Annotated in this window: 25 protein-coding genes; 11 read left to right on the plus strand and 14 right to left on the minus strand. The window is 63.3% G+C overall.

Going from position 1 to position 26681, the window contains the following annotated elements; translation table 11 throughout:
* Positions 1-38: 38 nt before the first annotated feature.
* From AC0L2V_RS24790 to AC0L2V_RS24825, 8 genes are all read right to left on the minus strand, one after another.
* Positions 39-3023, minus strand: a complete 2985-nt coding sequence (locus AC0L2V_RS24790; RefSeq protein WP_473513174.1) for a 2-oxoglutarate dehydrogenase E1 component — start codon at positions 3021-3023, stop codon at positions 39-41.
* 148 nt (positions 3024-3171) lie between these two features.
* Entirely contained in the window at positions 3172-4074 is a 903-nt protein-coding gene (sucD, locus tag AC0L2V_RS24795; protein ID WP_473513176.1) for a succinate--CoA ligase subunit alpha, read from the minus strand.
* 65 nt (positions 4075-4139) lie between these two features.
* Positions 4140-4511 carry a cupin domain-containing protein gene (locus tag AC0L2V_RS24800; RefSeq protein WP_287057015.1) on the minus strand — a complete coding sequence of 124 codons (372 nt, stop codon included), beginning with the start codon at positions 4509-4511 and terminating at the stop codon, positions 4140-4142.
* 36 nt (positions 4512-4547) lie between these two features.
* Entirely contained in the window at positions 4548-5102 is a 555-nt protein-coding gene (locus tag AC0L2V_RS24805; RefSeq protein ID WP_473513178.1) for a hypothetical protein, read from the minus strand.
* A gap of 10 nt (positions 5103-5112) precedes the next feature.
* Positions 5113-6306 (minus strand): ADP-forming succinate--CoA ligase subunit beta, encoded by a 1194-nt coding sequence (gene sucC, locus AC0L2V_RS24810; RefSeq protein WP_473513179.1) that lies wholly within the window; start codon positions 6304-6306, stop codon positions 5113-5115.
* 47 nt (positions 6307-6353) lie between these two features.
* The gene (gene mdh / locus AC0L2V_RS24815) at positions 6354-7322 is read right to left on the minus strand and encodes a malate dehydrogenase (RefSeq protein ID WP_027153710.1); all 969 of its coding nucleotides are present in this window, start codon (positions 7320-7322) and stop codon (positions 6354-6356) included.
* A 407-nt stretch (positions 7323-7729) separates the two neighbouring features.
* Entirely contained in the window at positions 7730-8926 is a 1197-nt protein-coding gene (gene zapE, locus AC0L2V_RS24820; protein ID WP_473513181.1) for a cell division protein ZapE, read from the minus strand.
* Between the two features lie 146 nt (positions 8927-9072).
* Positions 9073-9615: a protease inhibitor Inh/omp19 family protein gene (locus tag AC0L2V_RS24825; protein ID WP_473513183.1), complete on the minus strand. Its 543-nt coding sequence runs from the start codon at positions 9613-9615 to the stop codon at positions 9073-9075.
* Between the two features lie 293 nt (positions 9616-9908).
* Here AC0L2V_RS24825 and AC0L2V_RS24830 point away from each other — a divergent pair, with 293 nt between their 5' ends.
* The 8 genes from AC0L2V_RS24830 (at position 9909) to AC0L2V_RS24865 (ending at position 17416) form a co-directional block, all read left to right on the plus strand.
* Positions 9909-10919 carry an MBL fold metallo-hydrolase gene (locus AC0L2V_RS24830; RefSeq protein WP_473513185.1) on the plus strand — a complete coding sequence of 337 codons (1011 nt, stop codon included), beginning with the start codon at positions 9909-9911 and terminating at the stop codon, positions 10917-10919.
* Positions 10920-11008: 89 nt separating this feature from the next.
* Complete coding sequence (locus AC0L2V_RS24835) at positions 11009-11170, plus strand: DUF1328 family protein (RefSeq protein ID WP_023803355.1); 162 nt, start codon at positions 11009-11011, stop codon at positions 11168-11170.
* A gap of 277 nt (positions 11171-11447) precedes the next feature.
* On the plus strand, positions 11448-12332 hold the full coding sequence (dapF, locus tag AC0L2V_RS24840) for a diaminopimelate epimerase (RefSeq protein WP_473517798.1): 885 nt from the start codon (positions 11448-11450) through the stop codon (positions 12330-12332).
* Positions 12332-13651 (plus strand): tRNA (N(6)-L-threonylcarbamoyladenosine(37)-C(2))-methylthiotransferase MtaB, encoded by a 1320-nt coding sequence (gene mtaB, locus AC0L2V_RS24845; RefSeq protein ID WP_473513188.1) that lies wholly within the window; start codon positions 12332-12334, stop codon positions 13649-13651. Before dapF ends, mtaB begins: the two co-directional genes overlap by 1 nt.
* An 11-nt stretch (positions 13652-13662) precedes the next feature.
* Entirely contained in the window at positions 13663-15471 is a 1809-nt protein-coding gene (ftsY, locus tag AC0L2V_RS24850; protein ID WP_473517797.1) for a signal recognition particle-docking protein FtsY, read from the plus strand.
* 62 nt (positions 15472-15533) lie between these two features.
* On the plus strand, positions 15534-16205 hold the full coding sequence (locus AC0L2V_RS24855) for a septation protein A (RefSeq protein WP_473513192.1): 672 nt from the start codon (positions 15534-15536) through the stop codon (positions 16203-16205).
* Positions 16206-16221: 16 nt separating this feature from the next.
* Positions 16222-16842 carry a pyridoxamine 5'-phosphate oxidase family protein gene (locus tag AC0L2V_RS24860; RefSeq protein WP_027153702.1) on the plus strand — a complete coding sequence of 207 codons (621 nt, stop codon included), beginning with the start codon at positions 16222-16224 and terminating at the stop codon, positions 16840-16842.
* Between the two features lie 40 nt (positions 16843-16882).
* On the plus strand, positions 16883-17416 hold the full coding sequence (locus AC0L2V_RS24865) for an NADPH-dependent FMN reductase (RefSeq protein ID WP_473513233.1): 534 nt from the start codon (positions 16883-16885) through the stop codon (positions 17414-17416).
* 222 nt (positions 17417-17638) lie between these two features.
* Here the strand turns inward: AC0L2V_RS24865 and AC0L2V_RS24870 are convergent, their stop codons facing one another.
* Positions 17639-18556, minus strand: a complete 918-nt coding sequence (locus tag AC0L2V_RS24870; protein ID WP_473513194.1) for an SMP-30/gluconolactonase/LRE family protein — start codon at positions 18554-18556, stop codon at positions 17639-17641.
* Positions 18557-18853: 297 nt separating this feature from the next.
* Between AC0L2V_RS24870 and AC0L2V_RS24875 the strand changes: the two genes are divergently transcribed.
* Complete coding sequence (locus tag AC0L2V_RS24875; protein ID WP_023803346.1) at positions 18854-19021, plus strand: hypothetical protein; 168 nt, start codon at positions 18854-18856, stop codon at positions 19019-19021.
* A gap of 89 nt (positions 19022-19110) precedes the next feature.
* Here the strand turns inward: AC0L2V_RS24875 and AC0L2V_RS24880 are convergent, their stop codons facing one another.
* The 4 genes from AC0L2V_RS24880 to ccmA all read right to left on the minus strand — a co-directional run bounded on the left by AC0L2V_RS24880 (position 19111) and on the right by ccmA (position 21525).
* Positions 19111-19689 (minus strand): DsbE family thiol:disulfide interchange protein, encoded by a 579-nt coding sequence (locus AC0L2V_RS24880; RefSeq protein ID WP_023803345.1) that lies wholly within the window; start codon positions 19687-19689, stop codon positions 19111-19113.
* Complete coding sequence (gene ccmD / locus AC0L2V_RS24885; RefSeq protein WP_023803344.1) at positions 19686-19853, minus strand: heme exporter protein CcmD; 168 nt, start codon at positions 19851-19853, stop codon at positions 19686-19688. Before ccmD ends, AC0L2V_RS24880 begins: the two co-directional genes overlap by 4 nt.
* Positions 19854-20021: 168 nt before the next feature.
* Positions 20022-20687 (minus strand): heme exporter protein CcmB, encoded by a 666-nt coding sequence (gene ccmB / locus AC0L2V_RS24890; protein ID WP_023803343.1) that lies wholly within the window; start codon positions 20685-20687, stop codon positions 20022-20024.
* Between the two features lie 229 nt (positions 20688-20916).
* Positions 20917-21525, minus strand: coding sequence for a heme ABC exporter ATP-binding protein CcmA (ccmA, locus tag AC0L2V_RS24895; protein ID WP_473513196.1), 609 nt, complete (start codon positions 21523-21525; stop codon positions 20917-20919).
* Between the two features lie 285 nt (positions 21526-21810).
* Here ccmA and acnA point away from each other — a divergent pair, with 285 nt between their 5' ends.
* Positions 21811-24501 carry an aconitate hydratase AcnA gene (gene acnA, locus AC0L2V_RS24900; protein WP_473513198.1) on the plus strand — a complete coding sequence of 897 codons (2691 nt, stop codon included), beginning with the start codon at positions 21811-21813 and terminating at the stop codon, positions 24499-24501.
* A 67-nt stretch (positions 24502-24568) separates the two neighbouring features.
* On the opposite strand, the gene AC0L2V_RS24905 is transcribed toward acnA, so the two are convergent.
* Positions 24569-25234 carry a ceramidase domain-containing protein gene (locus tag AC0L2V_RS24905; RefSeq protein WP_473521460.1) on the minus strand — a complete coding sequence of 222 codons (666 nt, stop codon included), beginning with the start codon at positions 25232-25234 and terminating at the stop codon, positions 24569-24571.
* 178 nt (positions 25235-25412) lie between these two features.
* Between AC0L2V_RS24905 and AC0L2V_RS24910 the strand changes: the two genes are divergently transcribed.
* Positions 25413-26207: a DUF1223 domain-containing protein gene (locus AC0L2V_RS24910; RefSeq protein ID WP_473513202.1), complete on the plus strand. Its 795-nt coding sequence runs from the start codon at positions 25413-25415 to the stop codon at positions 26205-26207.
* Positions 26208-26681 lie beyond the last annotated feature (474 nt).

Consider the following 26681-nt stretch of genomic DNA (forward strand, 5'->3'; position numbering starts at 1 on the left):
GTTTTCTGTCGGTTCTGTTCTATTCGCCGAACTCTGTTCTATTCACCGAGCGCGTCTTCGAGCAAGGCGGCAAGCTGGGCGAGATGCTTCGACATCAGCCCGGTCGCCGGCGACGCGGCGGCCGGCCGGCCGGTATAGCGCACCCGCTGGTGCTTGGCGTCGATATGCGCCAGCACCCATTCCAGATAGGGATCGATGAACGACCAGGCGCCCATGTTCTTGGGCTCCTCCTGGCACCACACCATCTCGGCGTTGCGGAAGCGTGACAGTTCGGTGATCAGCGCCTTGGCCGGGAACGGATAGAGCTGTTCGACGCGCAGCAGATAGATGTCGTTGATGCCGCGCTTCTCGCGCTCCTCGTAGAGGTCGTAATAGACCTTGCCCGAGCAGAGCACGACGCGGCGGATCTTCGAATCCTTGGTGAGCTTTATCGCCTGGCCGGGGAGCTGCTGGGCATCGTCCCACAACAGCCGGTGGAATGCGCTTTCGCCCGACATCTCCGGCAGCGTCGACACCGCCCGCTTGTGGCGCAGCAGCGACTTCGGCGTCATCAGGATCAGCGGCTTGCGGAAATCCCGCTTCAACTGCCGGCGCAGGATGTGGAAGTAGTTGGCCGGCGTCGTGCAGTAGGCCACTTGCATGTTGTCTTCGGCGCAAAGCTGCAGGAATCGCTCGAGCCTGGCCGACGAATGTTCCGGCCCCTGGCCTTCATAGCCATGCGGCAACAGGCAGACGAGGCCCGACATTCTGAGCCACTTGCGCTCGCCCGACGAGATGAACTGGTCGAACACCACCTGGGCGCCGTTGGCGAAATCGCCGAACTGCGCTTCCCAAAGCGTCAGCGCCTTCGGCTCGGCCAGGCTGTAGCCATATTCGAAGCCGAGCACGGCCTCTTCCGACAGCATCGAGTTGATGACCTCGAAACCGGCCTGCGCCGCCGACAGATTGTTGAGCGGGATGTAGCGTGTCTCGTCGCGCTGGTCGTAGAGCACGGAGTGGCGTTGCGAGAACGTGCCGCGCTCCGAATCCTGTCCAGACAGCCGGACCGGATTGCCGTCGAGCAGGATGGCGCCGAAGGCCAGCGCCTCGGCCGTCGACCAGTCGATGCCTTCGCCCGACTCGATCGCCTGGCGGCGGTTCTCGAGAAACCGCATGATCGTCCTGTGCGCCTCGAATTCCTTCGGCACCTCGGTCAGCTTCTTGCCGATTTCCTTCAGCGTCTTGACCGGCACGGCGGTCTTGCCGCGCCGCTGTTCGTCCTGGTTGTCGGCTGTGCGCAGGCCCGACCAGGCGCCATCCAGCCAGTCGGCCTTGTTGGGCTTATAGTGCTGGCCGACCTCGAATTCCTGCTCGAGATGTGCCCGCCAGTCGGCCTTCAGCTTGTCGAATTCGGCCTGGCTGATATGGCCTTCGGCGATCAGCCGGTCGGCATAGATCTGCACCGTCGTCTTATGGTTGCGGATGTTGCGATACATGATCGGCTGGGTGAAGGCCGGTTCGTCGCCCTCATTGTGGCCGAAGCGGCGGTAGCAGAACATGTCGACCACGACAGGCTTGTGGAACCTCATGCGGAATTCGATCGCCACCTTGGTGGCATGGACCACGGCTTCCGGATCGTCGCCATTGACGTGGAAGATCGGCGCCTCGATCATCTTGGCGACATCCGACGGATAGGGCGACGAGCGCGAAAAGCGCGGGTTGGTGGTGAAGCCGATCTGGTTGTTGATGATGAAGTGCAGCGTGCCGGCGACGCGGTGGCCGCGCAAGCCGGACAAGCCGAGGATTTCGGCAATCACGCCCTGGCCGGCAAAGGCGGCGTCACCATGCAGGAGCAGCGGCAGCACCTTGGCGCGCTCTTCCAGCGGCACGATCTCTTCGCGGCTGCGGCCGAACAGAGAGTCCTGCTTGGCCCGCGCCTTGCCCATCACCACCGGATCGACGATTTCCAGGTGCGATGGATTGGCGGTCAGCGACAGGTGCACCTTGTTGCCGTCGAACTCGCGGTCCGACGAAGCACCGAGATGGTACTTCACGTCGCCCGAGCCCTCGACCTCGTCGGGCGCGGCCGAGCCGCCCTTGAACTCGTGGAAGATGGCGCGGTGCGGCTTGGCCATCACCTGGGAGAGCACGTTCAGCCGGCCGCGATGCGCCATGCCGAGCACGATCTCCTTCATGCCGAGCTGGCCGCCGCGCTTGACGATCTGCTCCAGCGCCGGGATCAGCGCCTCGGCGCCGTCGAGGCCGAAGCGCTTGGTGCCCTTGTACTTGACGTCGATGAACTGCTCGAAGCCTTCGGCCTCGACCAGCTTCTGCAGGATCGCCTTCTTGCCGGCGGCGGTGAAGGAGATCTCCTTGTCGGTGCCCTCGATGCGCGCCTGGATCCAGGCCTTCTCCTCGGGATCGGAAATATGCATGAACTCGACGCCGAGCGTCGAGCAATAGGTGCGGGTCAGGATGTCGAGCATCTGCCGGATGGTGCCGAATTCGAGCCCGAGCACATTGTCGAGGAAGATCGGGCGGTCGTAGTCGGCTGATGTGAAGCCGTAGTTTTCCGGCGACAGCTCGTTGTAATCCTCGAGCTTGGCGATGCCGAGCGGGTCGAGATTGGCGTGCAAATGGCCACGCATGCGGTAGGCGCGGATCATCATGATGGCGCGGACGGAATCGCGCGTCGCCTGATGGACGTCGGCGTCGGACAGGGTGACCCCGTTCATCACCGCCTTGTTCTGGACCTTCTTCTCGATGTGCTTCTCGACGATGCCCCAATCGCCGTCGAGCGCCGAGACCAGTTCGCCATTGGCCTGCAGCGGCCACGAGGGCTTGGCCCATGAGGCGCCCTTGGCATTCTTGCGGACATCGCCGGCGTCATCCTTCAGCGCCGCGAAGAAATCCTGCCATTCGGGGTCGACCGAAGCGGGATCGTCCTCATAGGCGGCGTAGAGCGCGTCGATGTAATCGGCATTGCCGCCATAGAGGAAAGAGGTAAGCGAAAATTGGTCGTTGGCCTGATCTTGTCTTGCCATTTTTTCCGCGGAGCCTGGCTCCGTCTCCTGTTTTGGAGGGGAGTAGGGCAGTAAGGGAGTAGGGCAGTAGGGAAAACCAGGCACTAGCCATCGTTCGTCCCGTTCTTCCTATTCCCCTACTCCCATACTGCCCTACTCCCTTACTGCCTTAACCTTTTATCGCTTCGACCAGCGTCGTGCCGAGCCGAGCCGGCGACGGCGAAACCTTTATTCCGGCCGATTCCATCGCCGCGATCTTGTCCTCGGCGCCGCCCTTGCCGCCGGAGATCACCGCGCCTGCGTGACCCATGGTGCGGCCGGCCGGGGCCGTGCGCCCGGCGATGAAACCGGCCATCGGCTTCTTGCGGCCACGCTTGGCTTCGTCCTTGAGGAACTGCGCGGCGTCTTCCTCGGCCGAGCCGCCGATCTCGCCGATCATGATGATCGACTGTGTCTCGTCGTCGGCGAGGAACATCTCCAGCACGTCGATGAACTCCGTGCCTTTGACGGGGTCGCCACCGATGCCGACGGCGGTGGTCTGGCCGAGACCGACATTGGTGGTCTGGAACACTGCCTCATAGGTAAGCGTTCCCGAGCGGGAAACAACGCCGACCGAGCCCTTGCGGAAGATGTTGCCGGGCATGATGCCGATCTTGCATTCGTTGGGGGTCAGAACGCCGGGACAGTTGGGGCCGATGAGCCGCGATGTCGAGCGGTCGAGCCGCGCCTTGACCTTGATCATGTCGATCACCGGGATGCCCTCGGTGATGCAGATGATCAGCGGGATCTCTGCTTCGATCGCTTCCAGGATCGCCTCGGCGGCGCCCGCCGGCGGCACATAGACGACAGATGCATTGGCGCCGGTCTTCGCCTTGCCTTCAGCGACGGTGGAAAAGATCGGCAAGCTCTCGGCCGTGGCGCCGGTCCACGTCTCGCCACCCTTCTTGGGGTGGATGCCGCCGACCATCTTTGTCCCGTGATAGGCCAGAGCCTGTTCGGTATGGAACGTGCCGGTCTTGCCGGTCAGGCCTTGCACCAACACCTTGGTGTTCTTGTCGACGAGAATGGACATGGTGGTCCTTTTTACAAACCGTTGATCGGGGAAGGCTGCGCGGTCATCGTCAGAGCCGCCATAGTCTAGAGACGCTTGAGATCGGCGACGGTGAGGTCGCTCTTGGCGTTGCCGGTGTTAAGTGTCGTCGCCGGCTCGAACATCAGCACCACCGGCTGCTCGCTCAGCGAGCGCGGCCGGTGCTCGACGGAACGCGGCACGACGATGAACTCGCCGCTGCCAAGCTCCACCGTGCCGTCGCGAAAGTCGATGGCGATGCGGCCGCGCAGCACCAGGAAGGCTTCGTCCTCGTCGTCATGCGCGTGCCAGTCGAAGACGTCACCGAATTTGGCGATCTTGACCTGGGCGTCGTTGACGTCGCCGGCGATATGCGGATCGAAGACCTTTTTGATCTTCTGATCCGCCGCCTCGACCAGGTTTATCTTGTGCGGAGGCACCAGATCAGCCCTTCACGCTTGTGGATGGAGGTAAGGTCATAGAGGATTCCCCACTCGAGGCCGAGGGGTTCCAAAACGGAAAACCCCTGTGAACTTTTCGCCTACCGGCTTGTCGCAGATGGTCCCGATAACAATGCATGCGGCGCTGCCGTCCCCAGCAGCCTGGCACTCCTTGTTTGCGTAAATCCGGACATAGTTTAGGTCCGCTAGATCGCCAAGAACCTCCTCCTTTGGCACCTCGATCAAAGCCCGCGAGCGAGCGTAGCCATCAAACTCTGCCATTCGAATCGTAGTTCCGAAGATCGCACAGATATCGAGCAAAGACTCATTCCCTTTAGATCCGGCCGACTGGAGTATGACAAACGGCGCTAGGAGAGTTCCAGTCGTTCGGTCGAAAGTCTTCCTGCCATGGTCGTCAGAATCGATCGAAAATCCATTCTCCGTCGTCAACTGCTCCGCTTTGGTCAAATCGCCGTTTGATGCGATACAGATGTTTTTATAGAGCACCATTGCATCCGTAATCTCTTCCGCGTGCGCCGGCATGGCGAAGCAGCCGAGTCCAATTGCACACAGAAGTCGGGTCGAGATCATCGACTGCCCTTCAGCCCTTCACCGCCGCCACGATTTTCTTGGCCGCGTCGTCGAGGTCGTCGGCCGAGACGACGTTGAGCCCGCTGTCGTTGATGATCTTCTTGCCGAGTTCGGCATTGGTGCCTTCCAGCCGCACCACCAGCGGCACTTGCAGGCCGACTTCCTTGACCGCCGCGATAACGCCTTCGGCGATGATGTCGCACTTCATGATGCCGCCAAAGATGTTGATCAGGATGCCTTTGACCGCCGGGTCCTTGGTGATGATCTTGAATGCCGCCGTCACCTTCTCCTTCGACGCACCGCCGCCGACGTCGAGGAAGTTTGCGGGCTCGGCGCCGTAGAGCTTGATGATATCCATCGTCGCCATGGCGAGGCCGGCGCCGTTGACCATGCAGCCGATATTGCCGTCGAGCGCGACGTAGGCGAGGTCGTATTTCGACGCCTCGATCTCCTTCTCGTCCTCTTCGGTGATGTCGCGCAGCTCCATCACGTCGGGATGGCGGAACAGCGCGTTGTTGTCGAACGACACTTTTGCGTCGAGCACGCGCAACCGGCCATTCTTCATGACGATCAGCGGATTGACCTCGAGCAGGCTCATGTCCTTTTCGACGAAGGCTTTGTAGAGGATCGGGAACAACGTCTCGCCGTCCCTGGCGGCGTCGCCGTCGAGCTTCAGCGCGCCGTTGAGTTCTTTCAAATCATCCGCCGTTATGCCTTTTTCCGGGTCGATGGCGACGGTGATGATCTTTTCCGGCGTGTCGTGGGCGACCGCCTCGATGTCCATGCCGCCCTCGGTCGAAACGACGAAAGCGATGCGGCCGACGGAGCGATCGACCAGCAGCGACAGATAGAGCTCGCGCTCGATGTCGGCGCCATCCTCGATGTAGAGGCGGTTGACCTGCTTGCCCGAGGGGCCGGTCTGCTTGGTGACCAGCGTGTGGCCAAGCATTTCCTTGGCGTTGGCGACGACCTCGGCCACCGATTTCGCCAGCCTGACGCCGCCCTTGGCGTCGGGGCCAAGCTCCCTGAACTTGCCCTTGCCGCGGCCGCCGGCATGGAGCTGGCTTTTCACCACATAGAGCGGGCCGGGCAGTGCCTTGGCGGCGGCTTCCGCCTCGCTTGCCCTAAACACCGGCACGCCTTCGGCCACCGGTGCGCCAAAGCCCTTCAGCAGCGCCTTGCCCTGATATTCATGGATGTTCATGCGCGTTGTCTCCAGATCACTTTACTGGCGGGTCACTTGGCGGCGGATCATTTGGCGGCGAGTTGCGGAGCGATCTTGACGCAAGCCTCGCACAGGCCCTGCACCGCCGCCACCGAATTGTCGAACATCTTCTGCTCGGCTTTGCCGAGCTCGATCTCGATGACGCGCTCGACACCGCCGGCGCCGATCACCACCGGCACGCCGACATAGGTGTTCTTGACACCATACTGGCCGGAGAGATGCGCAGCACAGGGCAGCACGCGCTTCTTGTCCTTGAGATAGGCTTCGGCCATGGCGATCGCCGAGGCGGCCGGTGCGTAGAAGGCCGAGCCGGTCTTGAGCAGGCCGACGATCTCGGCGCCGCCGTCGCGGGTGCGCTGCACGATCTGGTCGAGCTTTTCCTTCGAGGTCCAGCCCATCTTGATGAGGTCGGGCAGCGGGATGCCGGCGACCGTCGAATAGCGGATCATCGGCACCATGGAATCGCCATGGCCGCCGAGCACGAAGGCGGTGACATCCTCGACCGACACCTTGAATTCTTCGGCCAGGAAATAGCGAAAGCGCGAACTGTCGAGCACGCCGGCCATGCCCACGACATGGCTCTTCGGCAGGCCGGAGAACTTCTGCAGCGCCCAGACCATGGCGTCGAGCGGGTTGGTGATGCAGATGACGAAGGCTTTCGGCGCGTATTTCTTGAGACCCGCGCCAACCTGCTCCATGACCTTCAGATTGATGCCCAAAAGGTCGTCGCGGCTCATGCCGGGCTTGCGCGGCACGCCGGCGGTGACGATGCAGACGTCGGCACCCTCGATGCCGGCATAATCGTTGACGCCGGTCAGCCTCGAATCGAAGCCATCGACCGGCGACGACTGCGCGATATCCAGCCCTTTGCCTTGCGGAATGCCCTCGGCGATATCGAACAGCACAACGTCGCCGAGATCCTTGAGGCCGATCATGTGGGCGAGCGTGCCGCCGATCATGCCCGAGCCGATGAGCGCTATCTTGTTGCGTGCCATGTCAGGATGTTTTCCCTTTAGACTGTGACGGCGCCCAAATCCCTTAACGAATTGGATGACGGCGTCGGAGGAAGGAGGCCGGAATGCGGCGGGGAAGCCGCGAAGATTTCGCCGCACCCAATAGCCCCGGCGCATAGAATATTCAAACGATTATTTTGGAGTGAGATTTTTCAATCGGTTAGATGAGATGGGATTTACGTAAACGTCAAAGTTCGTAAGCCGACTTGGGGAAAATTACGCAATGAAGATGGAAATAAGAAGGCTGTTTCCCGGCGATGACGCGCTTGTGATGCGGGTCGCCGAAGATGTGTTCTATGAACCGGGTCAGGCTGGATTATTTTGCCTCATGGCCATTGCCGGCGGGAGGGAGGGGGGCGCGAAGGATCGCGACCTTCCGGAGACCATCTTCAGGCCCGAGCCTGCTGCGCTTCGGTCAACGTCGCCTTCTGCCGCTCCACCCAGTCTTCCAGCCATTCGTGGCTCTGCATCTCGATCAGCCGCGACGCGGTGCGCTCGAACTCGAAGACCTCGTTGCCGCGCCTGGCCGTATAAAGCTCCGCTGGCGGTGCGGCGGCGCTCACCACCAGCCGCACATGATGGTCGTAGAGCGTGTCTACCAGCAGGATGAAGCGCTTCGCCTCGTTGCGCATGCCTTCGCCAAGCACCGGCACATGATCGATAAAGACGGTCGAGAAGCGGCCGGCAATCGCCAGGAAATCGCGGGCGCCGAGCGGGTTTTCGCAGAGATCGGCAAAGGAAAACCGCGCCGCGTCGCCGGCGGCGCGCGGCACGACGACCTGCCGGCCCTTTACCGTCAGGGCCGCTGCCTGCGTCGGCCTGCCATGCGTCATCACGTTCCAGGCCTCGTCGAGGACGGCATCGGCGGCGGCATCGGCAGGGGTGACATAGACCGGCAGGCGGCTGAGCTTGTCCAGCCGATAGTCCTTGTCGGCATCGAGGGCAATCACCTGCGCATGCCGCTCCAGGATGCCGATGAAGGGAAGGAAAAGCTTGCGGTTCAAGCCGTCGCCGTAGAGATCCTGCGGCGCGACATTGGACGTGGCGACCAGCACGACGCCGTTGGCAAACAGCGCCGAGAACAGCCGCGACAGGACCATCGCATCGGCGATGTCGGTGACGGAAAACTCGTCGAAGCACAGCACCCAGGCTTCCTCGGCCAACGCGCGGGCCACCGGCGCGATCGGGTCGTCTTCCCTGACGGTGCCCTCTTTACGCGCCTGCCGGTGCTTCTGGATGCGGTCCTGCACATCGGCCATAAAATCGTTGAAATGCACACGCCGCTTGCGCCGGACCGGCACCAGTTCGAAGAACATGTCCATCAGCATGGTCTTGCCGCGGCCGACGCCGCCGTGGATATAGAGGCCCTTGACGGCCTCGCGCGTCTCGCGCTTGCGAGCGAACAGCCAGCCCAGCGCGCTCGATTTGTGCGCCAGCCGTTTTGCCGAAATCTCGTCGATCAGCCGGTCGAGTGCCGCAACGACCCGCTCCTGCGCCCGATCGCGGTCGATCACGCCTGACACAACCAGATGGTCGTAGCGCTGCCGGACGGTCGCATGGGTCTGAAGGCCGTCGCGCAGATGCATCGATCACGTCGTTCCGGAGCAATTCCAAGAAAAATGTGTAGCGGTTTTCTGTCCGGAATTGCGTAAAAACAAAAGAGAGCAATTCCGGGAAAAGCGTGTCGCGGTTTTCGGCCCGGAATCGCGTAAAAACAATAGGGGCGGGCGGGTCAGCCTCTTGTAAGCGAGATCGGCAGGCCGTTGGAAGTCTGGCCGTCGAATTTCTCTCCGCCCGAGGAATAGAGCCGTGCCAGCGTGCCGCCATTCGCGTCGTACAGCGTCAGCTGCTTGCCGGCGACGTTCCAGGATTTGATGCCGTCGATCGGTGCCGGGCAATGCAGTGGTCCAGCCCGATAGCCGGAGCCGAATTTGGTTTGCGGCGTCGCCACCTGGCAGCTCTGGCCGGACACGCTGGCCTTCCACACGCCGGCGACGCTGCTTGCGGTAAGATCCGGGGCTCCGGCCGGAGCCGTTCCGTCCGGCGGCAGCGAGGCGACCTGGGGCGTGCCTTGCGGCGCCGTCGGAAATTTCGACGGGTCGGCGGTGCCAGGAGACGCCGGCGGCGGCAGCTGGTTTGCGGTCACCTTGCCGGAGGGCGCGGCTTGCAGCGGCGCCGGCTGCTGGTCCATCGGCGAGAACCGTGACGTTGAACAGCCGCTCGCAAAGAGCGCGGCCAGCGATACGGCCAGCAGACCGGTTTTCGAAAAATTCATTTCAAACCTCCGTCGGATCCGGCCGGGCTGCCGTCCGCACAATATCTCCTTTACCAAGACGGAGAAGGTGGCAAAATTTCAACCCTGTATGGTTAAAATAGCATTTGCGGCGGCACCTGTTGCAACTTTGCCACAAATGCGTGCCGCCCGAAAACCTGCCCTGGGGGTCTGACGCGAGACTGCGCAGCGGTTTGCCAGGACAGGCCTGCCCTTGGCGTCCGGCCGCCAAATGCTTGCGCCAGCCCGCTTCGGTCCTATCTCTGATGAAACCGAACCTTGCCGGAGGCGAAATCTTGGCTGCGAGGAAAAGGGCGGCCAACCGCTACTATAGCGGGCCGCCCAGCGATCATTTCGACGGCACCTTGTTCTTCAATCCCAACGGCAAGTTGCCTGCCCGCTTTTCCGATCTTTTGAAGTGGCAGCTGGGCGGCGAACGCTCGAAATGGCCGTCGGCGAATCCAAGTCCGTTTCATCAGGCGACACCGGCCAAACGGATCGACGGCTCCGAACTGAGGCTGACCATGGTCGGCCATTCCACGCTGCTCATCCAGACAGCCGGCCTGAACATCCTCACCGACCCGGTCTGGTCGCGGCGCGCCTCGCCGCTCGCCTTTGCCGGGCCGAAACGGGTCAATCCGCCGGGCATCGCCTTCTCCAACCTGCCGCCGATCGACCTCGTGCTGGTCAGCCACAACCACTACGATCATCTCGACCTCGCCACGCTGAAGCGGCTGAAGACAAAGCACGACCCGCTGGTGCTGACGCCGCTCGGCAACGACGCCATCATCGATGTCGGCGTTCCCGGCATGCGGCTTTCCGTGCACGACTGGGGCGAACGGGTCGAGATCGGCAACGACGTCGCCGTCCATGTCGAGCCGGTGCACCATTGGTCGGCACGCGGCACCCGAGATCGGCGCATGGCCCTGTGGGCGGGCTTTGTGGTCGAGACGCCGGGCGGAAAAGTCTATTTCGCCGGCGACACCGGTTTCCATGATGGCATCAACTACCGGTTGATGGCCGAAAGGCACGGCGGCTTCCGCATCGCCATCCTGCCGATCGGCGCCTACGAGCCGCGCTGGTTCATGGCGCCACACCACCAGAACCCGGAGGAGGCGGTGCAAGGCATGCTGTTGTGCGACGCCGCCTATGCCGCCGGCTGCCATTGGGGCACGTTCCGGCTCACCAACGAGCCGATCGACGAGCCGGCAAGAAAGCTTGGCGAGGCCCTCGACGATCAAGGTGTCCCGCAAGAACGCTTTCGCGCCCTGCGTCCCGGCGAAGTCTGGGACGTGCCGGCGCTCTAGGCTGGCGACCCCAGAGACCCCCGGGGGAACTCGGGACGTCGTAAACGCGTTGGTGGTGGTCCACAACCGTCGGCTGCGAGGGATTTCCCATGATCAAATGGATTGTCATTCTTCTGATAATCGCGGCCGCGGCCAGCCTGCTCGGCATGCCGGCATTGGCCGGAGCCGCCGCCACCGGCGCCCGCATTCTCATCGGCATCGTGCTGATCATCTTCCTGCTGGTCATGCTTGGCGTCTTGGCGGTGGCGTAATGCATGTCGCGCAAAAGTGCGTAGCGGTATTGCGATAACGACATGGATAAAACAAGAACCTAAAGCGCGTTGCATGAATCGGCTCAAACGCGACGCGCTTTAGCCGCATCGGCCCGAAAATCGGAATCGATTTTCAGAAAGCACGATGCGCAGGTTTAAAAATGTCAGAGCGTACTTTGTGCGTCCAAGTCGATGCACGGCGCGCTGGCGTCTCGCACTGGTAATTCCGGCCGCTATCCGCCATATAGGCGCCAAACCGGCATGAGACCTTCGATCCATGGCAAGCACTGCCCCCTTCGCCAAGATGAACGGCATTGGCAACGAAATCATCGTTGCCGACATGCGCGGTCGCGCCGACCGGGTGGCGCCGGCTGCCGCCCTTGCGCTCAATGCCGATGCCGCGACGAAGTTCGATCAGATCATGGCGATCCACGACGCCAGAACGCCGGGCACTGCCTTTTTCATCGACATCCTGAATTCCGACGGAACCGGCGCGCAGGCCTGCGGCAACGGCATGCGCTGCGTGGTGCAGGCGCTTGCCGCCGAGACCGGCCAGAAGACATTCGCCTTCGAGACCGTCGCCGGCATTCTCAACGCTGAAGAACATGCCGACGGGCTGATCTCGGTCGACATGGGCAAGCCGCATTTCGGCTGGCAGGATATTCCGCTCGCCGAGGAATTCCGCGATACCCGCATGATCGAGCTGCAGGTCGGCCCGATCGACGCGCCGGTGCTGCACTCGCCCTCGGTGGTGTCGATGGGCAATCCGCACGCCATCTTCTGGGTCGATCGCGACGTCTGGTCCTATGAGCTCGACCGCTTCGGTCCGCTGCTCGAAAACCACCCGATCTTCCCCGAACGCGCCAACATCACCATCGCGCGGGTGACCTCGACCGAGACGATGGTCATCCGCACCTGGGAGCGCGGCGCCGGCCTGACCAAGGCATGCGGCACAGCGGCCTGTGCCGCCGCCGTCGCTGCCGCGCGCACCAGGCGGACCGGACGCAGCGTCTCCCTGGTGACGCCCGGAGGTGGCTCCTTGCATGTCGAGTGGCGCGGCGACGACCACGTCATCCTCACCGGCGCCGCCGAATGGGAATTTTCCGGCAGCTTCGAGCCGGCGACCGGCGTGTGGGCCCGCGACACCGAAAGCGCCGCCTGATGGCCGCACTTGCCAAGAAGGGTCCCGCTCTTCCCAAAAGTGTTGACGTCGTCACCTTCGGCTGCCGGCTGAACACCTATGAATCCGAGGTGATGCGGCGAGAGGCGGAAAGCGCCGGCCTTGGCGCGCTGGAAGGCGGCGCCATCATCTTCAACACCTGCGCCGTCACCGGCGAGGCGGTGCGCCAGGCAAAACAGTCGATCCGCAAGGCCCGCCGCGAGAACCCGCAGGCCCGCATCATCGTCACCGGCTGCGCCGCGCAAACCGAGCCGCAGAATTTCGTCGCCATGGACGAGGTCGATCTCGTCCTTGGCAATGAGGAAAAGCTGAAGGCGCATTCCTATCGCGCGCTGCCGGATTTCGGCGTCAACGACACCGAGAAGGCTCGCGTCAACGATATCTTTTCGGTGCGCGAGACGGCCGGCCACATGGTCGACGCCATCGAAGGCCGGGCGCGGGCGTTCGTCCAGGTTCAGAACGGCTGCGACCACCGCTGCACCTTCTGCATCATCCCCTATGGCCGCGGCAATTCGCGCTCGGTGCCGATGGGCGCCGTGGTCGAGCAGGTCAAGCGGCTGAGCGGCAATGGCTATGCCGAGATCGTGCTGACCGGCGTCGACATGACCAGTTTCGGCGCCGATCTGCCGGGCAGCCCGAAACTCGGCAAATTGGTCAAGACAATCCTGAAGCAGGTGCCTGACGTGAAACGCCTGCGCCTTTCCTCGATCGATTCGATCGAGGCTGACGACGATCTGCTCGACGCCATCGCCACCGAGCCCCGGCTGATGCCGCATCTGCATCTGTCGCTGCAGTCCGGTGACGACATGATCCTGAAACGGATGAAGCGCCGGCACAACCGGGATCAGTCGATCCGTTTTTGCCAGGATTTGCGCAAATTGCGTCCCGGCATCGTCTTCGGCGCCGACATCATCGCCGGCTTCCCGACCGAGACGGACGCCATGTTCGAAAAATCGCTGGAGATCGTCGAGGAATGCGGCCTGACGCATCTCCACGTCTTTCCGTTTTCGCCGCGCGAAGGCACCCCCGCCGCGCGCATGCCGCAGCTTCGCCGCGAACTGGTCAAGCAGCGTGCGGCACGGCTGCGCGCCGCCGGTGACACCGCCTATCGCAGCCACCTTTCCTCGCTCGCCGGAACACGCCAGTCGATCCTGGTCGAGCGCGACGGGCTCGGCCGCACCGAAGGGTTCACGCTCGCTGCGGTCTCCGCCGGCGCGCCGGGCGAAATCGTTGACGCCGCTATCGCCGGCGATGACGGTGTCAGACTGATCGCGGCGCCGTTTGCCGCCCGCGCCGCCTGAGACGCAAGAACATGGCTGGTTTTTTCAAGAAGATATTTTCGTTCGGCAAGAAGGAAGTGGTCGAGGAGCGGATCGACGAGACCGCACCGCTGCCGCCGATCAAATGGGACGCGCTCGAGGCGCTGAAACCGGCGGCGGAGCAGGCCGTTCCGGAATTTTTGAAACGCGAAGAGCCCCGGCCCGAAGCAGAAGCTGCGCCCCCAATCGAACCAGAGGCACCTTCCGCGCCGCAACCGACGCCTGTTGAAGCGGCCGAGCCCGCCCCGATCATTCCCCCCGCGCCGGACGTCCAGCCGGAGCCTGGTCCGGTCGAGGAGTTGCAGCCGCCTGCCGAGGAGCCGGCGCCAGAGGAGATTCCGGCGGCTCCCGAACCAGAGCTGACGCAGCCAGAAATCGTGCAGACTGAGCCTCAGGCATCAGAGGCTGGCGCTGCCCCTCATCCGCCTGCCGGCACCTTCTCCCCGTATAGTGATGGGGAGGAGGGGGCGGATCGTTTCGCCGAGCTTCCTTTTGCAAGCGGCAAAGAAGAAGCGCCTGCGCTGACGCCCCTCTCTCCCCGTCCTTCACGGGGAGAGGGTAAGGGTGAGGGGCAGCGCGGACCTGCGCAAGATGCCGCACCGCCAGCCGGGACCCCCTTAACTGCGCCCGAGCCTGAGACGCCGGCGGCCGAAATCCCGCCCCCGATTCGCCAGCCGGCGCCAGTCGAGGCAAAGCCGGTCCTTGCGGAGATTGCGCCCGAACCTGAAGCCATTCCAGCGCCCCACCCTCCCCTCGATGGGGAGGTAAAGCGCGAGCCCGTTCCGCAACCGCCACCGGAGCCAAAGCCGGCTCCCGGCAAGGTCACCGTCACCAGGAAGGTCGAGCAGAGAGCCGAGCCGCAGAAGGCGCCGGAACCGGCGCCGAAACGCTCGTGGTTCCAGCGCATGAAGGAGGGGCTCGCCCGCTCTTCCCGGGAACTGTCGGGCAACATCGCCGGCGTCTTCACCAAGCGCAAGCTCGACGAGGACACGCTGCAGGATCTGGAGGACGTGCTGATCCGCGCCGATCTCGGCATGGAGACGGCTTTGCGCATCACCGATTCGCTGGCTGCCAGCCGCTACGGCAAGGACGTCTCCGAGACGGAAGTGCGCGCCATCATGGCGACCGAGGTGGAGAAGGTGCTGACCCATGTCGCCTTGCCGCTGGAGCTCGACCTCAGCCACAAGCCGCATGTCATCCTTGTCGTCGGCGTCAACGGCACCGGCAAGACCACGACCATCGGCAAGCTGGCGGCAAAGCTCACCCACGGCGGCCTGTCGGTGATGCTCGCCGCCGGCGACACGTTCCGTGCCGCGGCGATCGAGCAATTGAAGATCTGGGGCGAGCGCACCAGGTCGCCGGTCATCGCCTCGAAGCTTGGCGCCGACGCCGCCGGCCTCGCCTACGATGCCTTCGAACAGGCCAGGCAAGCCGGCTCCGACGTGCTGATCATCGACACCGCCGGGCGGCTGCAGAACAAGACCGAGCTGATGGCGGAACTCGAAAAGATCGTCCGGGTGCTGGGCAAGCTCGATCCGGAGGCGCCGCACACCGTGCTGCAGACGGTCGACGCCACCACCGGCCAGAACGCGCTCAACCAGGTCGAGATCTTCCGCAATATCGCCGGCGTCAACGGCCTGGTGATGACCAAGCTGGACGGCACGGCACGCGGCGGTATTCTGGTCGCGATTGCGGCAAAGCACAAATTGCCGGTTTATTTCATCGGCGTCGGCGAACAGGTCGACGACCTCGAACCATTCTCCGCAAGCGAGTTCGCCAGGGCGATCGCTGGAGTGGCATAACAAGCTTGATCCCAAAAAGTTGCAGACTTTTTGGACAGGATCATGCGCAAGAAGGAAAGCCTATGAACCCGCGCATCCTCGAACGCGACCCGTCCGACCCGCAGAAACAGAAGAAGGAAGGCGTCAATCCGCTGCTCAAGCTGGTGCTGGAGCTCGGCCCGTTGATGGTGTTCTTCTTCGCCAACGCCCGTGGCGCATGGCTGTCGCAGAAATTTCCGGTGCTGGCCGAATTCGGCGGACCGATCTTCGTCGCCACCGGCCTGTTCATGGCCGCGACCGCGATCGCGCTGGCCGCGTCCTGGCTGCTCACCCGCACCTTGCCGATCATGCCGATGGTGTCGGGCGTCGTCGTCTTCGTCTTCGGCGCCCTGACGCTCTACCTGCAGGACGACATCTTCATCAAGATGAAGCCGACAATCGTCAACATGCTGTTCGGCGGCGTGCTGCTCGGCGGCCTGTTCTTCGGCAAGTCGCTGCTCGGCTACGTCTTCGATTCGGCCTTCAGCCTCGATGCCGAGGGCTGGAAGAAACTCACTTTCCGCTGGGGCCTGTTTTTCCTGTTCCTGGCCCTTGTCAACGAAGTCGTCTGGCGGAATTTTTCCACTGACGCCTGGGTTACCTTCAAGGTCTGGGGCATCATGCCCATTACCCTTCTCTTCACCTTCAGCCAGATGCCGCTGATCATGCGCCATTCGCTTGAAGGCAAGACCGGAACGGAAGGGCCCGGCAAGTAACGATCAAGGAGACGGCATGGAATTCGTCACCACGCGCGAAGAGCTGAGAACGATCTACAAGACGCCTCGGCCGACCGACGGCTCGATCCGCAAGGAACTGAAGGCGCTGGATGGCCACAGCCGTTCCTTTATCGGCAAAAGCCCCTTCGTGCTGATCGGCTCCTCCGACGGCGCCGGCAATGCCGATGTGACGCCGAAGGGCGACAGGCCGGGCTTTGCCGCCGTGCTCGACGAGAAGACCATCGCCATCCCCGACCGGCCCGGCAACAACCGGCTCGACACGCTGGAGAACATTCTTCTCAACCCTTCGGTCGGGCTGCTCTTCCTCATCCCGGGCATGAACGAGACGCTGCGCGTCAATGGCGACGCCCGCATCACCGTCGATGCGGGCCTGCGCGAGCGGCTCGCCGTCGACGGCAAGGAACCGCAAAGCGTCGTCCTGGTGACGGTCAAGGCCGCCTACATGCATTGCGCCAAGGCTTTCATGCGCTCCGATCTGTGGAAGCCGGAAACCTGGTACGACCGCGCGACGCTGCCGACGCTCGGCCAGATCCTGCGCGACCAGCTGGCGCTCGCCGATTCGGCCGAGGCGACCGACCGCTGGCTGGACGAAGAATACAAACACACCATGTGGTAGTGTGCCCGACCACGAATCGCCCGAGCCCGCCTCTAAGCCTTTGCTGAACATCCTCGCCATTTCCGGCAGCCTGCGCGCCGCCTCGACCAATTCGGCCCTGGTCGCGGCGCTCGCGCAAAACGCGCCGCCGGACTGTCGCGTATCCGTCTATGACGGGCTTGGCCGGCTGCCGATTTTCAATCCGGATGACGAAGGCGAGCGGACGCCACCGCAAGCATCCGCGCTGATCGACGCGGTCACCGCCGCTGACGGCGTGATCGTCTCCTGCCCTGAGTATGCCCATGGCGTACCGGGCGGGCTGAAGAACGCGCTCGACTGGCTGGTGTCGCGCGACGCCGCTGTCGCCAAGCCGGCCATGCTGGTGCACGCCTCGCCGCGCTCGCTGTTTGCCCGCGCGGCTCTGGCCGAGATCATGCGCACCATGTCTTTCGCGCTTTTTGAAGACACCGCGCTCGAAATCGCCCTGCTCGGCAAGAGGCCACCGGAGGTGGACAAAATCCTGTCGGAGCCGGCAAGCCAACTGGCAATGCACAACGCCATTTCGGAATTCGCCGATTTCATCCGGTCGCGTTAAGCGGCGGCCACCGTGCTTTCGTTATCCCGGGCGGAGCGAACGCTAAGGGCGTCGGCGACAAAGCTGCCGATCTCCCCCCACGTGGGGGAGATGCCCGGCAGGGCAGAGGGGGGGCGCTGTCCCGCAGCCTCTCGCAAACTTCCTTCCGTCTCAACGTCTCGACATTGGTCTCGCCGCCGAACCAGTCGCGCGCAGCGACCTCTTCGAAGACCCCAGGGCCGCTCAAAATGTCTTTGCGCCGTTGACCATCAGCCGGACCATGTAGAGCGAGGTCGTGCCGGCGATGTAGAGGCAGTTCAGCTTGTTGCCGCCGAACACGCAATTGGCGACGACTTCCGGCACCTTGATCTTGCCGATCAGCGTCCCGTCCGGATCGTAGCAATGGATGCCGTCGGCGGCACTGGTCCAGATCCGCCCCTGGTCGTCTAGCCTGAAACCATCGAACAGGCCGGCCGTGCAATCGGCGAAGACCTTTCCGCCTGAGACCTTCTTGCCGCCCTCGCCGACATCGAACACGCGCATATGCGCCGGATTCTGCGCGCCATGCGTGCGGCCGGTATCGACGACGTAGAGCTCGCTCTCGTCGAGCGAGAAGGCAAGCCCGTTGGGCCTGATCATGTCGGTGATCACCGCTTCGATCTCGCCGGTGCCGGGGTCGGCCCGGTAGACATGGCAGGCGCCGATCTCGCTCTCGGCCTTGTCGCCCTCATAATCCGTATCGATGCCGTAGGTCGGGTCGGTGAACCAGATCGAACCATCTGACTTGACCACCGCATCGTTGGGCGAGTTCAGCCGCTTGCCGCGCCATTTGTCGGCTATGGTGGTGATCGAGCCGTCATGCTCGGTGCGGCTGACGCGGCGGCCCGAATGCTCGCAAGTGACCAGCCGGCCCTGCCGGTCGACGGTGTTGCCGTTGGAATTGCCCGACGGCTGCCGGAACACGCTGACGCTGCCGTCGGTCTCGTCGTAGCGCAGCATTCGGTTGTTGGGAATGTCGGACCAGACCACATAACGGCCGGCCGCAAACCAGGCCGGTCCTTCGGCCCACCGGCATCCGGTGAACAGCTTGTCCACCTGCGCATTGCCGTTGAACAGCCGCGCAAAGCGTGGATCGAGAATTTCGTAGTCTTCGGCGGCCATGGTTTTCTCCTGGGTCATGCAAATCGTTGGTGCCGGCGCGATCAAGCCAGCCGGCGATCGATATGGCAAGATCGTTGATACCGGTCTCACCGCATCTTGACGGAGACGGGCAACGCCGCCCTTGCACAGATGGCAAAACCCAAATGACAGCCCAATGCACCGTTAACCGGCTATGCGCCCAGCGCAATGGTGCATTGCAACATCTTCTTTTTGCGATGCACCATAACTATGTCATGCTGCGTATCGATCAGGGAGGAACAACCTGCCGCAACAATGCGGCACAGAAGGAACCTCGCTATGATTCTCGACAGCCTCATGAGCCGCGCTCGCACCAGCATCGCCAAGCGCCGGCAATACAACCGCCTCATCGCCGAAATCGACTCGTTTTCCAGCCGCGATCTGGCCGACATGCGCGCCGACCGCAGCGAAATGCTCTACCAGGTCCACAAGCAGGTCTACGGCTGAATCTTCGGTCGACCTATCACGTTCGTAATCCTTGGGCGTAACGACGCAAAGCGGAGTGAAGACCCAAGAATGACGAAACGGCGGGGCCATCAGCCGGGTGCTGCCAGCGCCTTCTCGATCTCCGGCAGCAGCAGCGCTTGTGCTGAGCCCGGCGTCAGCGGGCCGACGTGCTTGTAGGCGATCTTGCCGTCCTTGCCGACGACGAAGGTTTCCGGCACGCCGTAGACCCCCCAGTCGATCGCCGCGCGCCCTGCCGTGTCGACGCCGATCGCCTGGAACGGGTTGCCGAGATCGCCGAGGAACCGGCGGGCGTTTTCCGGCTGGTCCTTGTAGTTGAGGGCGGCGATGACGAAGCGCTTGTCCTGCGACAGCGCCAGCAGCAGCGGATGTTCGTCGCGGCACGGCCCGCACCACGACGCGAAGACGTTGACGAGCGTAACCTTGCCGGCGAACTGCCTGGAATCGAGCCCCGGCAAATTCATGCCCTCCAGCGCCGGCAGATTGGTCTGCGGCGCCGGCAGGCCGATCAGCGCCGATGGCACTTCCGACGTGTCGCGGCCGGACAGCAGCTGCGTCAGGAACAGCCCCGCCAGCCCGAGGAAAATCAGCAGCGGCAACAGCACGATCAGGCGGCGTGAGCGCGCCGGCGTTTCCGTCTCCATGCTCATGATTTCCCCGCCTTGTCGGAGCGCCGCCGCACGCCGGACGCTTCCAGTTCGGCGAGGTCTCGTCTGCGTGCACGCTGGTCGAGCAGGATCCAGCCGATCAGCCCGGCCAGCACCACGGCCGTGATGGCATAGGCAGCGGTCACATAGAGCGCATGCGCGCTCATAGGGGTCGCTCCTCCGGTGCAAAACCTTTCAGCCGGACCATTTCGCTTCGTTCCAACATGCCTTCCTTTAACCCTGCGCCATCGGCTTCGCAATCGACAGCAGCGCCGCAGCCTTTGACGCCCTGTAATCACCAACGATGGCGTAATCACGAACGATGGCCGGCCCCATCAGTCGGTTCCATGGCGCAGCGCCAACGCTGCCGCAACCGGCCCCAGCACGGCAAGAAACAAGGTCAGCGCGGCAAGAATGAGGAAAGGCTGCAGAAACGGATCAGGGTTCGCCACCGCGCCATAGCTTGCCGAGACGCCGAAGATCAGCACCGGGATGGTCAGCGGCAGCACCAGCACCGAGATCAGCAGCCCGCCACGCGGCAGTGCCACCGCCACCGCCGCACCGGCAGCGCCGATGAAGGTAATCGCCGGCGTGCCGACCAGAAGGGTCAGCGCCGTGGCGCCGATCCCGATCGGCTCCATGTTCATGAACAGGCCGAGCAAGGGTGCGGCGATGACCAGCGGCAGCACGCTTCCTGCCCAATGCGCCAGGCATTTCGTCAGCACGGTCAGCGCCAGCATCTGCCGGTCGTCGCCGAGCACCAGCAGATCGAGCGAGCCGTCTTCCCGGTCGGCCTGGAACAATCGGTCGAGACCGAGCAGGCAAGCCAGCAAGGCGCCGATCCACAGGATCGCCGGGCCGATGCGGGCAAGCAGATTGAGGTCCGGCCCGACGCCGAAGGGGATCGTGGCGATCACCGCGAGAAAGAAGATCACGCCGGTCAGCGCCCCGCCGCCGGCCCGGATACTCAGGCGGATATCGCGCAGGAAGAGGGCTAGCATAGGCGAGCCGCTCCTGCAGAGCAGCCGCCTTTTTTCACACGATGGCGTTCCCGCCCACCCCCCTCTGTCCTGCCGGACATCTCCCCCGCAAGGGGGGAGATTAGCAGTTCCGCGCAAGGCATCTCTTCTTCAACGTCAGTGATTGGCGAAAGCCGAGGTGACATCCAATCTCCCCCCTTGCGGGGGAGATGTCCGGCAGGACAGAGGGGGGTGCGAAGGAATGCCGACATTACCCAGTTTCCCCCATAACCAACCCTTGTGCCCCTTCCAACCCCAACGGCAGATGGGTGGCTGCGACAATCATCCCTCCCTCGTCCAGATGCTCCCGCATCAGCCGGCCGAATCGCTCTTCCGAAGCCTTGTCCAATCCGGCCGTCGGCTCGTCGAGCAGCCACAGCGGCCGCCGGCTGACCAGCAGTTTTGCGATCGCCGCGCGGCGGCGTTGCCCGGTGGAGAGATAGCCGAACGGCAGATGGCCGATACCGTCAAGCCCGACCATTGCCAGCGCCTCTTCGGCGCTCAAGAAATCCGCGCCCGAAAAATCGCGCCAGAAGCGCAGATTTTCCGCCACGCTCAGCGCCGTCTTCATCGCGTTCTGGTGGCCGAGATAGTGGCAGGCCGAGGCGACCGACGGAAAATCCTCACCGCCACCTTCGACAAGCAAACGGCCTGCCGCCACCGGCAGCAACCCGGCAACGACCCTGAGCAGCGTCGATTTTCCCGCGCCGTTCGGCCCGGTGACGATCAGCGCCTGGCCTTTGCCAAGGGCAAAGTTGATGCCGGAAAAAACCGCCTCGCCGCCGCGTTCGCCGCCCAGATTTTCGGCGATCAGCCGCATTCCATGCCCGTCCCGAAAACATCGCGCCACGGCAGCTGCCGCATCGCACAAAATAGCCGTTCGACTGTCTAGAACTATTCCAGGAAATTCTCTATATGCGGGGCATCCGTGCCAGCGGTCGGCACGGGAAGCGAATTAGCGCCGAACCAGCGCACGCGCCGCCTTGAACGGCTCGGGTTGGCTGGGAACGGACAGCGGAAATGGCCGTACCCGCACCTTTGCGCGTGATTGCATGCCATCGGCGTCCGTTCCCTTTCAGGCTGAACAGACAAGGACGGATCGCACGTGTCAAAATCCCTCGATAGTTTCAATTGCCGCCGCACGCTGACCGCGGGCGGCTCCGACTATGTTTATTACGACCTCGTCGAGGCCGAGAAGAACGGCCTCACCGGCATCGCCCAGTTGCCCTATTCGATGAAGGTGCTGCTGGAGAACCTGCTGCGCAACGAGGACGGCCGTTCCGTCACCAAGGAGAGCATCCAGGCGGTTGCCGGCTGGCTGACCGACAGGGGCACCGCCGGGGTCGAGATCGCCTATCGCCCGGCCCGCGTGCTGATGCAGGATTTCACCGGCGTTCCGGCCGTGGTCGACCTGGCCGCCATGCGCGATGCCATGGCCTCGCTCGGCGGCGACCCGCAAAAGATCAATCCGCTGGTGCCGGTCGACCTGGTCATCGACCACTCGGTCATCGTCGATGAGTTCGGCACGCCGCTGGCTTTCGCCAGGAATGTCGAGCTTGAATACGAGCGCAACGAGGAACGCTACAAATTCCTGAAATGGGGCCAGCAGGCCTTCCGCAACTTCCGCGTCGTGCCGCCCGGCACCGGCATCTGCCACCAGGTCAATCTCGAATATCTCGGCCAGGTCGTGTGGACCAACACTGAAGGCGGCGAAACCACCGCCTATCCCGACACCTGCGTCGGCACCGATTCGCACACCACCATGATCAACGGCCTTGGCGTGCTCGGCTGGGGCGTCGGCGGCATCGAGGCCGAGGCCGCGATGCTTGGCCAGCCCGTCTCCATGCTGTTGCCCGAAGTTATCGGCTTCCGGCTCACCGGCAGGCTCAGGGAAGGCGTCACCGCCACCGATCTCGTGCTCACCGTCACCCAGATGCTGCGCAAGAAGGGCGTCGTCGGCAAGTTCGTCGAATTCTTCGGTCCGGGTCTGTCCAACATGACGCTGGCCGACCGCGCCACCATCGGCAACATGGCGCCCGAATATGGCGCGACCTGCGGCTTCTTTCCGGTCGATGGCGAAACCATCCGCTACCTCACCATGTCCGGCCGCGAGGAAAACCGCATCGCGCTGGTCGAGGCATACGCCAAGGCGCAAGGCATGTGGCGCGATACCGGGTCGGCCGATCCGGTCTTCACCGACCTGCTCGAGCTCGATCTCGGCAGTGTCGTGCCGTCGATGGCCGGCCCCAAGCGTCCAGAGGGCCGGGTCGCGCTTGAAGGCATTCCGGCCGGCTTTGTCAAGGCGATGGAAACCGAATACAAGAAGGCGGTCGAAATCGACAAGCGCTATGCCGTCGAGGGCACCGACTATGACCTTGGCCATGGCGACGTCGTCATTGCCGCCATCACCTCCTGCACCAACACGTCGAACCCGAGCGTGCTGATCGGCGCCGGGTTGCTGGCACGCAACGCCAACCGGCTCGGGCTCAAGCAGAAGCCGTGGGTCAAGACATCGCTGGCGCCGGGCAGCCAGGTCGTCGCCGAATATCTGGAGAAATCCGGCCTGCAGAAGGAACTGGACCAGATCGGCTTCAATCTGGTCGGCTTCGGCTGCACCACCTGCATCGGCAATTCCGGCCCGTTGCCGGCGCCGATCTCCAGAACCATCAACGACAAGGGCTTGATTGCTGCCGCGGTGCTTTCCGGCAACCGCAATTTCGAAGGCCGCGTCTCGCCCGACGTGCAGGCGAACTACCTCGCTTCGCCGCCGCTGGTCGTCGCCCACGCACTGGCCGGGACCGTGACCAAGGATCTGACCACCGAACCGCTCGGCGAGGACCGCGACGGCAACCCGGTCTACCTCAGGGACATCTGGCCGAGCTCGGTCGAGATCCAGGAGTTCATCGAGAAGAACGTGACGCGCGAACTGTTCGCCCGCAAATATGCCGACGTCTTCAAGGGCGACGAATACTGGCAGAACGTCAAGGCGCCGGAAGGCCAGACCTATTCCTGGGACAACAATTCGACCTATGTGCAGAACCCGCCCTACTTCGCTGGCATGACATCGGGCTTCGGCACGATCGGCGACATCAAGGGCGCCCGCGTGCTCGGCCTGTTCGGCGACAAGATCACCACCGACCACATCTCACCGGCCGGCTCGATCAAGGCGGCCTCGCCGGCCGGCAAGTACCTCATCGATCATGGCGTCGGCGTTGCCGACTTCAACCAGTACGGCACGCGGCGCGGCAATCACGAAGTGATGATGCGCGGCACCTTCGCCAATATCCGCATCCGCAACCACATGCTGGGTGAGAACGGCCGCGAGGGCGGCTACACGATCCACTATCCGTCGAAGGAAGAGAAATCGATCTACGACGCCGCCATGGAGTACAAGAAGGAAGGCGTGCCGCTGGTCATCTTCGCCGGTGTCGAATACGGCAACGGCTCGTCGCGCGACTGGGCGGCCAAAGGCACCAATCTGTTGGGCGTTCGCGCCGTCATCGCTCAGTCCTTCGAGCGCATCCACCGCTCGAACCTGGTCGGCATGGGGGTAATCCCGTTCGTCTTCGAGGAGGGCACCTCATGGGCCTCGCTCAACCTCAAGGGCGACGAACTGGTCGAAATCGACGGACTGAGCGCCATCAAACCGCGTCAGAAGTTGATCGCGAAGATCACTTATGGCGACGGCACGGTGAAGAACATTCCGATCATCTGCCGCATCGATACGCTGGACGAGCTCGACTACTTCAAGAACGGCGGCATCCTGCAATATGTGCTGCGCGATCTGGCAGCATAAGGTGAGGGAATAGGGAGTAGGGCAGTAGGGAGTAGGGGCAGGAAACACCTCCCCTACTGCCTACTGCCTACTGCCCTCCCTTCCCGAACCGCGCCGCCGCCGCCAGCAGCACGCCGAGCATCAGCCCGTTGAGGATGTGCCACAGGAAATGCGTGCCGAGCGGGAAGCTGCCGCAGACCAGCGGATCGATCGTCCTGAAGGTGACCGACACGACGAAGATCGCCGAGCCCGCCAGATTGTACCAGCCGCCGCGGTTGCCGCTCGCCGCCACCCAGGCGCCGAAGAAGGCGAGCGCCAGGAAGGGCGGCAGGTAGCCGGTCGTGCCGTTCGATGCCTGGCGCAGCCAGTCCGGCACGGCCCAGGTCAACAACCCGGTGACGGCATAGAAGGCAAGGAAGATGGCGATCGCCTTGCCCCATTTCATAGCGAGGAAACGGCGCAGGTTGAACAGCGTGTAGGCCAGCGTGAACCCGGCGATCGGCAGCACGTCGGCCCAGACTGTGGCATGGTTGGCAAAGGTGTGGAACAGCGCCGAGCCGATGCCGATCGCCACCACCCACCAGGCCAGAATTTCGGCGAAGATGCCTGTGCCGCGCCGGCGCACCTCACGGACACCCCACAGCCCGGCGACAAGAAAAGCCATATTGGTCAGTGCGTTGACCGGTTCGGCCCAGAACTGTGGCCCGACCCGCTCGCAGTACAGGTCGACCGGCGTCAGGTGAGTTTGCCACATGCTGATTGTCGCCCGAATCGGTATCTACCTTGAAGTGTAGCCCATCCTGTTGCGCCCTTGCAGTTTGTCGCAACGGTAGAATTTCACCGCAACGTGACTTCCCGTTGACTGCCGCTTCTGCCACATATTTCGCCAACCAGAACAAAGCCGGCCATCACCGGCGGGAGTCGAAACGGCCATGACACCTCGAAGACCATTGCGGCTTGCGGCGTTTGCGCTGGCCCTCTCGGTGCTTGCCGGAGCTGGACTTGCCGCCAATGCGCTTGCCGGCGAGGCCGACCGCTCTCAGACAGATAAATCCCTGGTCGGCCAGCCCTTGGGCGTGGTCGAGCTCTTCACCAGCCAGGGCTGCAGCTCCTGCCTGCCGGCCGATGCGTTTTTCGCCGAGCTTGCCGCCAAGGAGAACATCGTCGCGCTCGCCTATCACGTCGACTACTGGGATTATCTCGGTTGGAAGGACACGCTGAGCCGCAAGGAGAACACCGAGCGGCAGTATGAGTATATGCGTGCCTTTGGCAGCCGCTCGGTCTATACGCCGCAGGCCGTCATCAATGGCCGCAGCCATGTCAACGGCGCCCGCCGCGAGGAAGTCGACGGCGCGCTCGCCCGCATGGAAACGTCCGGCGAAGGCATGCAGGTCCCCATCGACGTCAGCCGGACCAGCGACCGCGTCATCATCGACGCCGGCGATGCCGGGAGCGGCCCCAGCGATGCCCATGTCGTCATCGTCTATTTCGACCCGCCGCAGACGATCAAGATCGGCAAGGGCGAGAACACCGGCCGCAGCATGACCTATTGGAACGCCGTCTCCGGCATCCAGACCGCCGGCATGTGGCACGGCAAGGCGCAGCGCTACGAACTGCCGATGAGCGTGATTACCAAGAAAGGCGGCTGCGCCGTGCTGCTGCAATCGGTGGGCAAGGACGGCATGCCGGGTCCCATCCTGGGCGCCGCCTTGATCCACAAGCCCTGAACGCCCTCTCCTTCTCCCTGGTGGGGCCCGAAGGGCGGGCGAGGCCCACGACTCGCCCCGGGTGGTGGATCGGCGCGCAGCGTCGAAGGGATGAGGCGGCGGCGATTTCAAGCAAATTGCCACGTTGGAGCACCCCTCATCCGACCGAGCTGTCGCTCGGCCACCTTCTCCCACAAGGGGAGAAGGGAAGGCCGCGCATTCACTCGGCCAATAAAATAAAAAACCGACGTCAGCTTGCTTCTGACGCCGGTCATTTAGGTTTTGGGATCGTCGCGCTCGATTTCTCCAAGGGAGAAACCGAGGTTGGTTCGATCCGACGCAGACCCGTGGGCGGGGGGCTTGGGGTTTACGAGCCAGTGCCGGACCGAACCGTCTCAGGCAACACCCGTAAATTCGTCGGAGATTGGGGCTTTAGCGCGGTTAAAAGAAGGCAGGATTGTGGCAAAGCATCACCAATTTCAACGGGCGTTTTTA

It is taken from the genome of Mesorhizobium sp. WSM4814 (assembly GCF_055811595.1).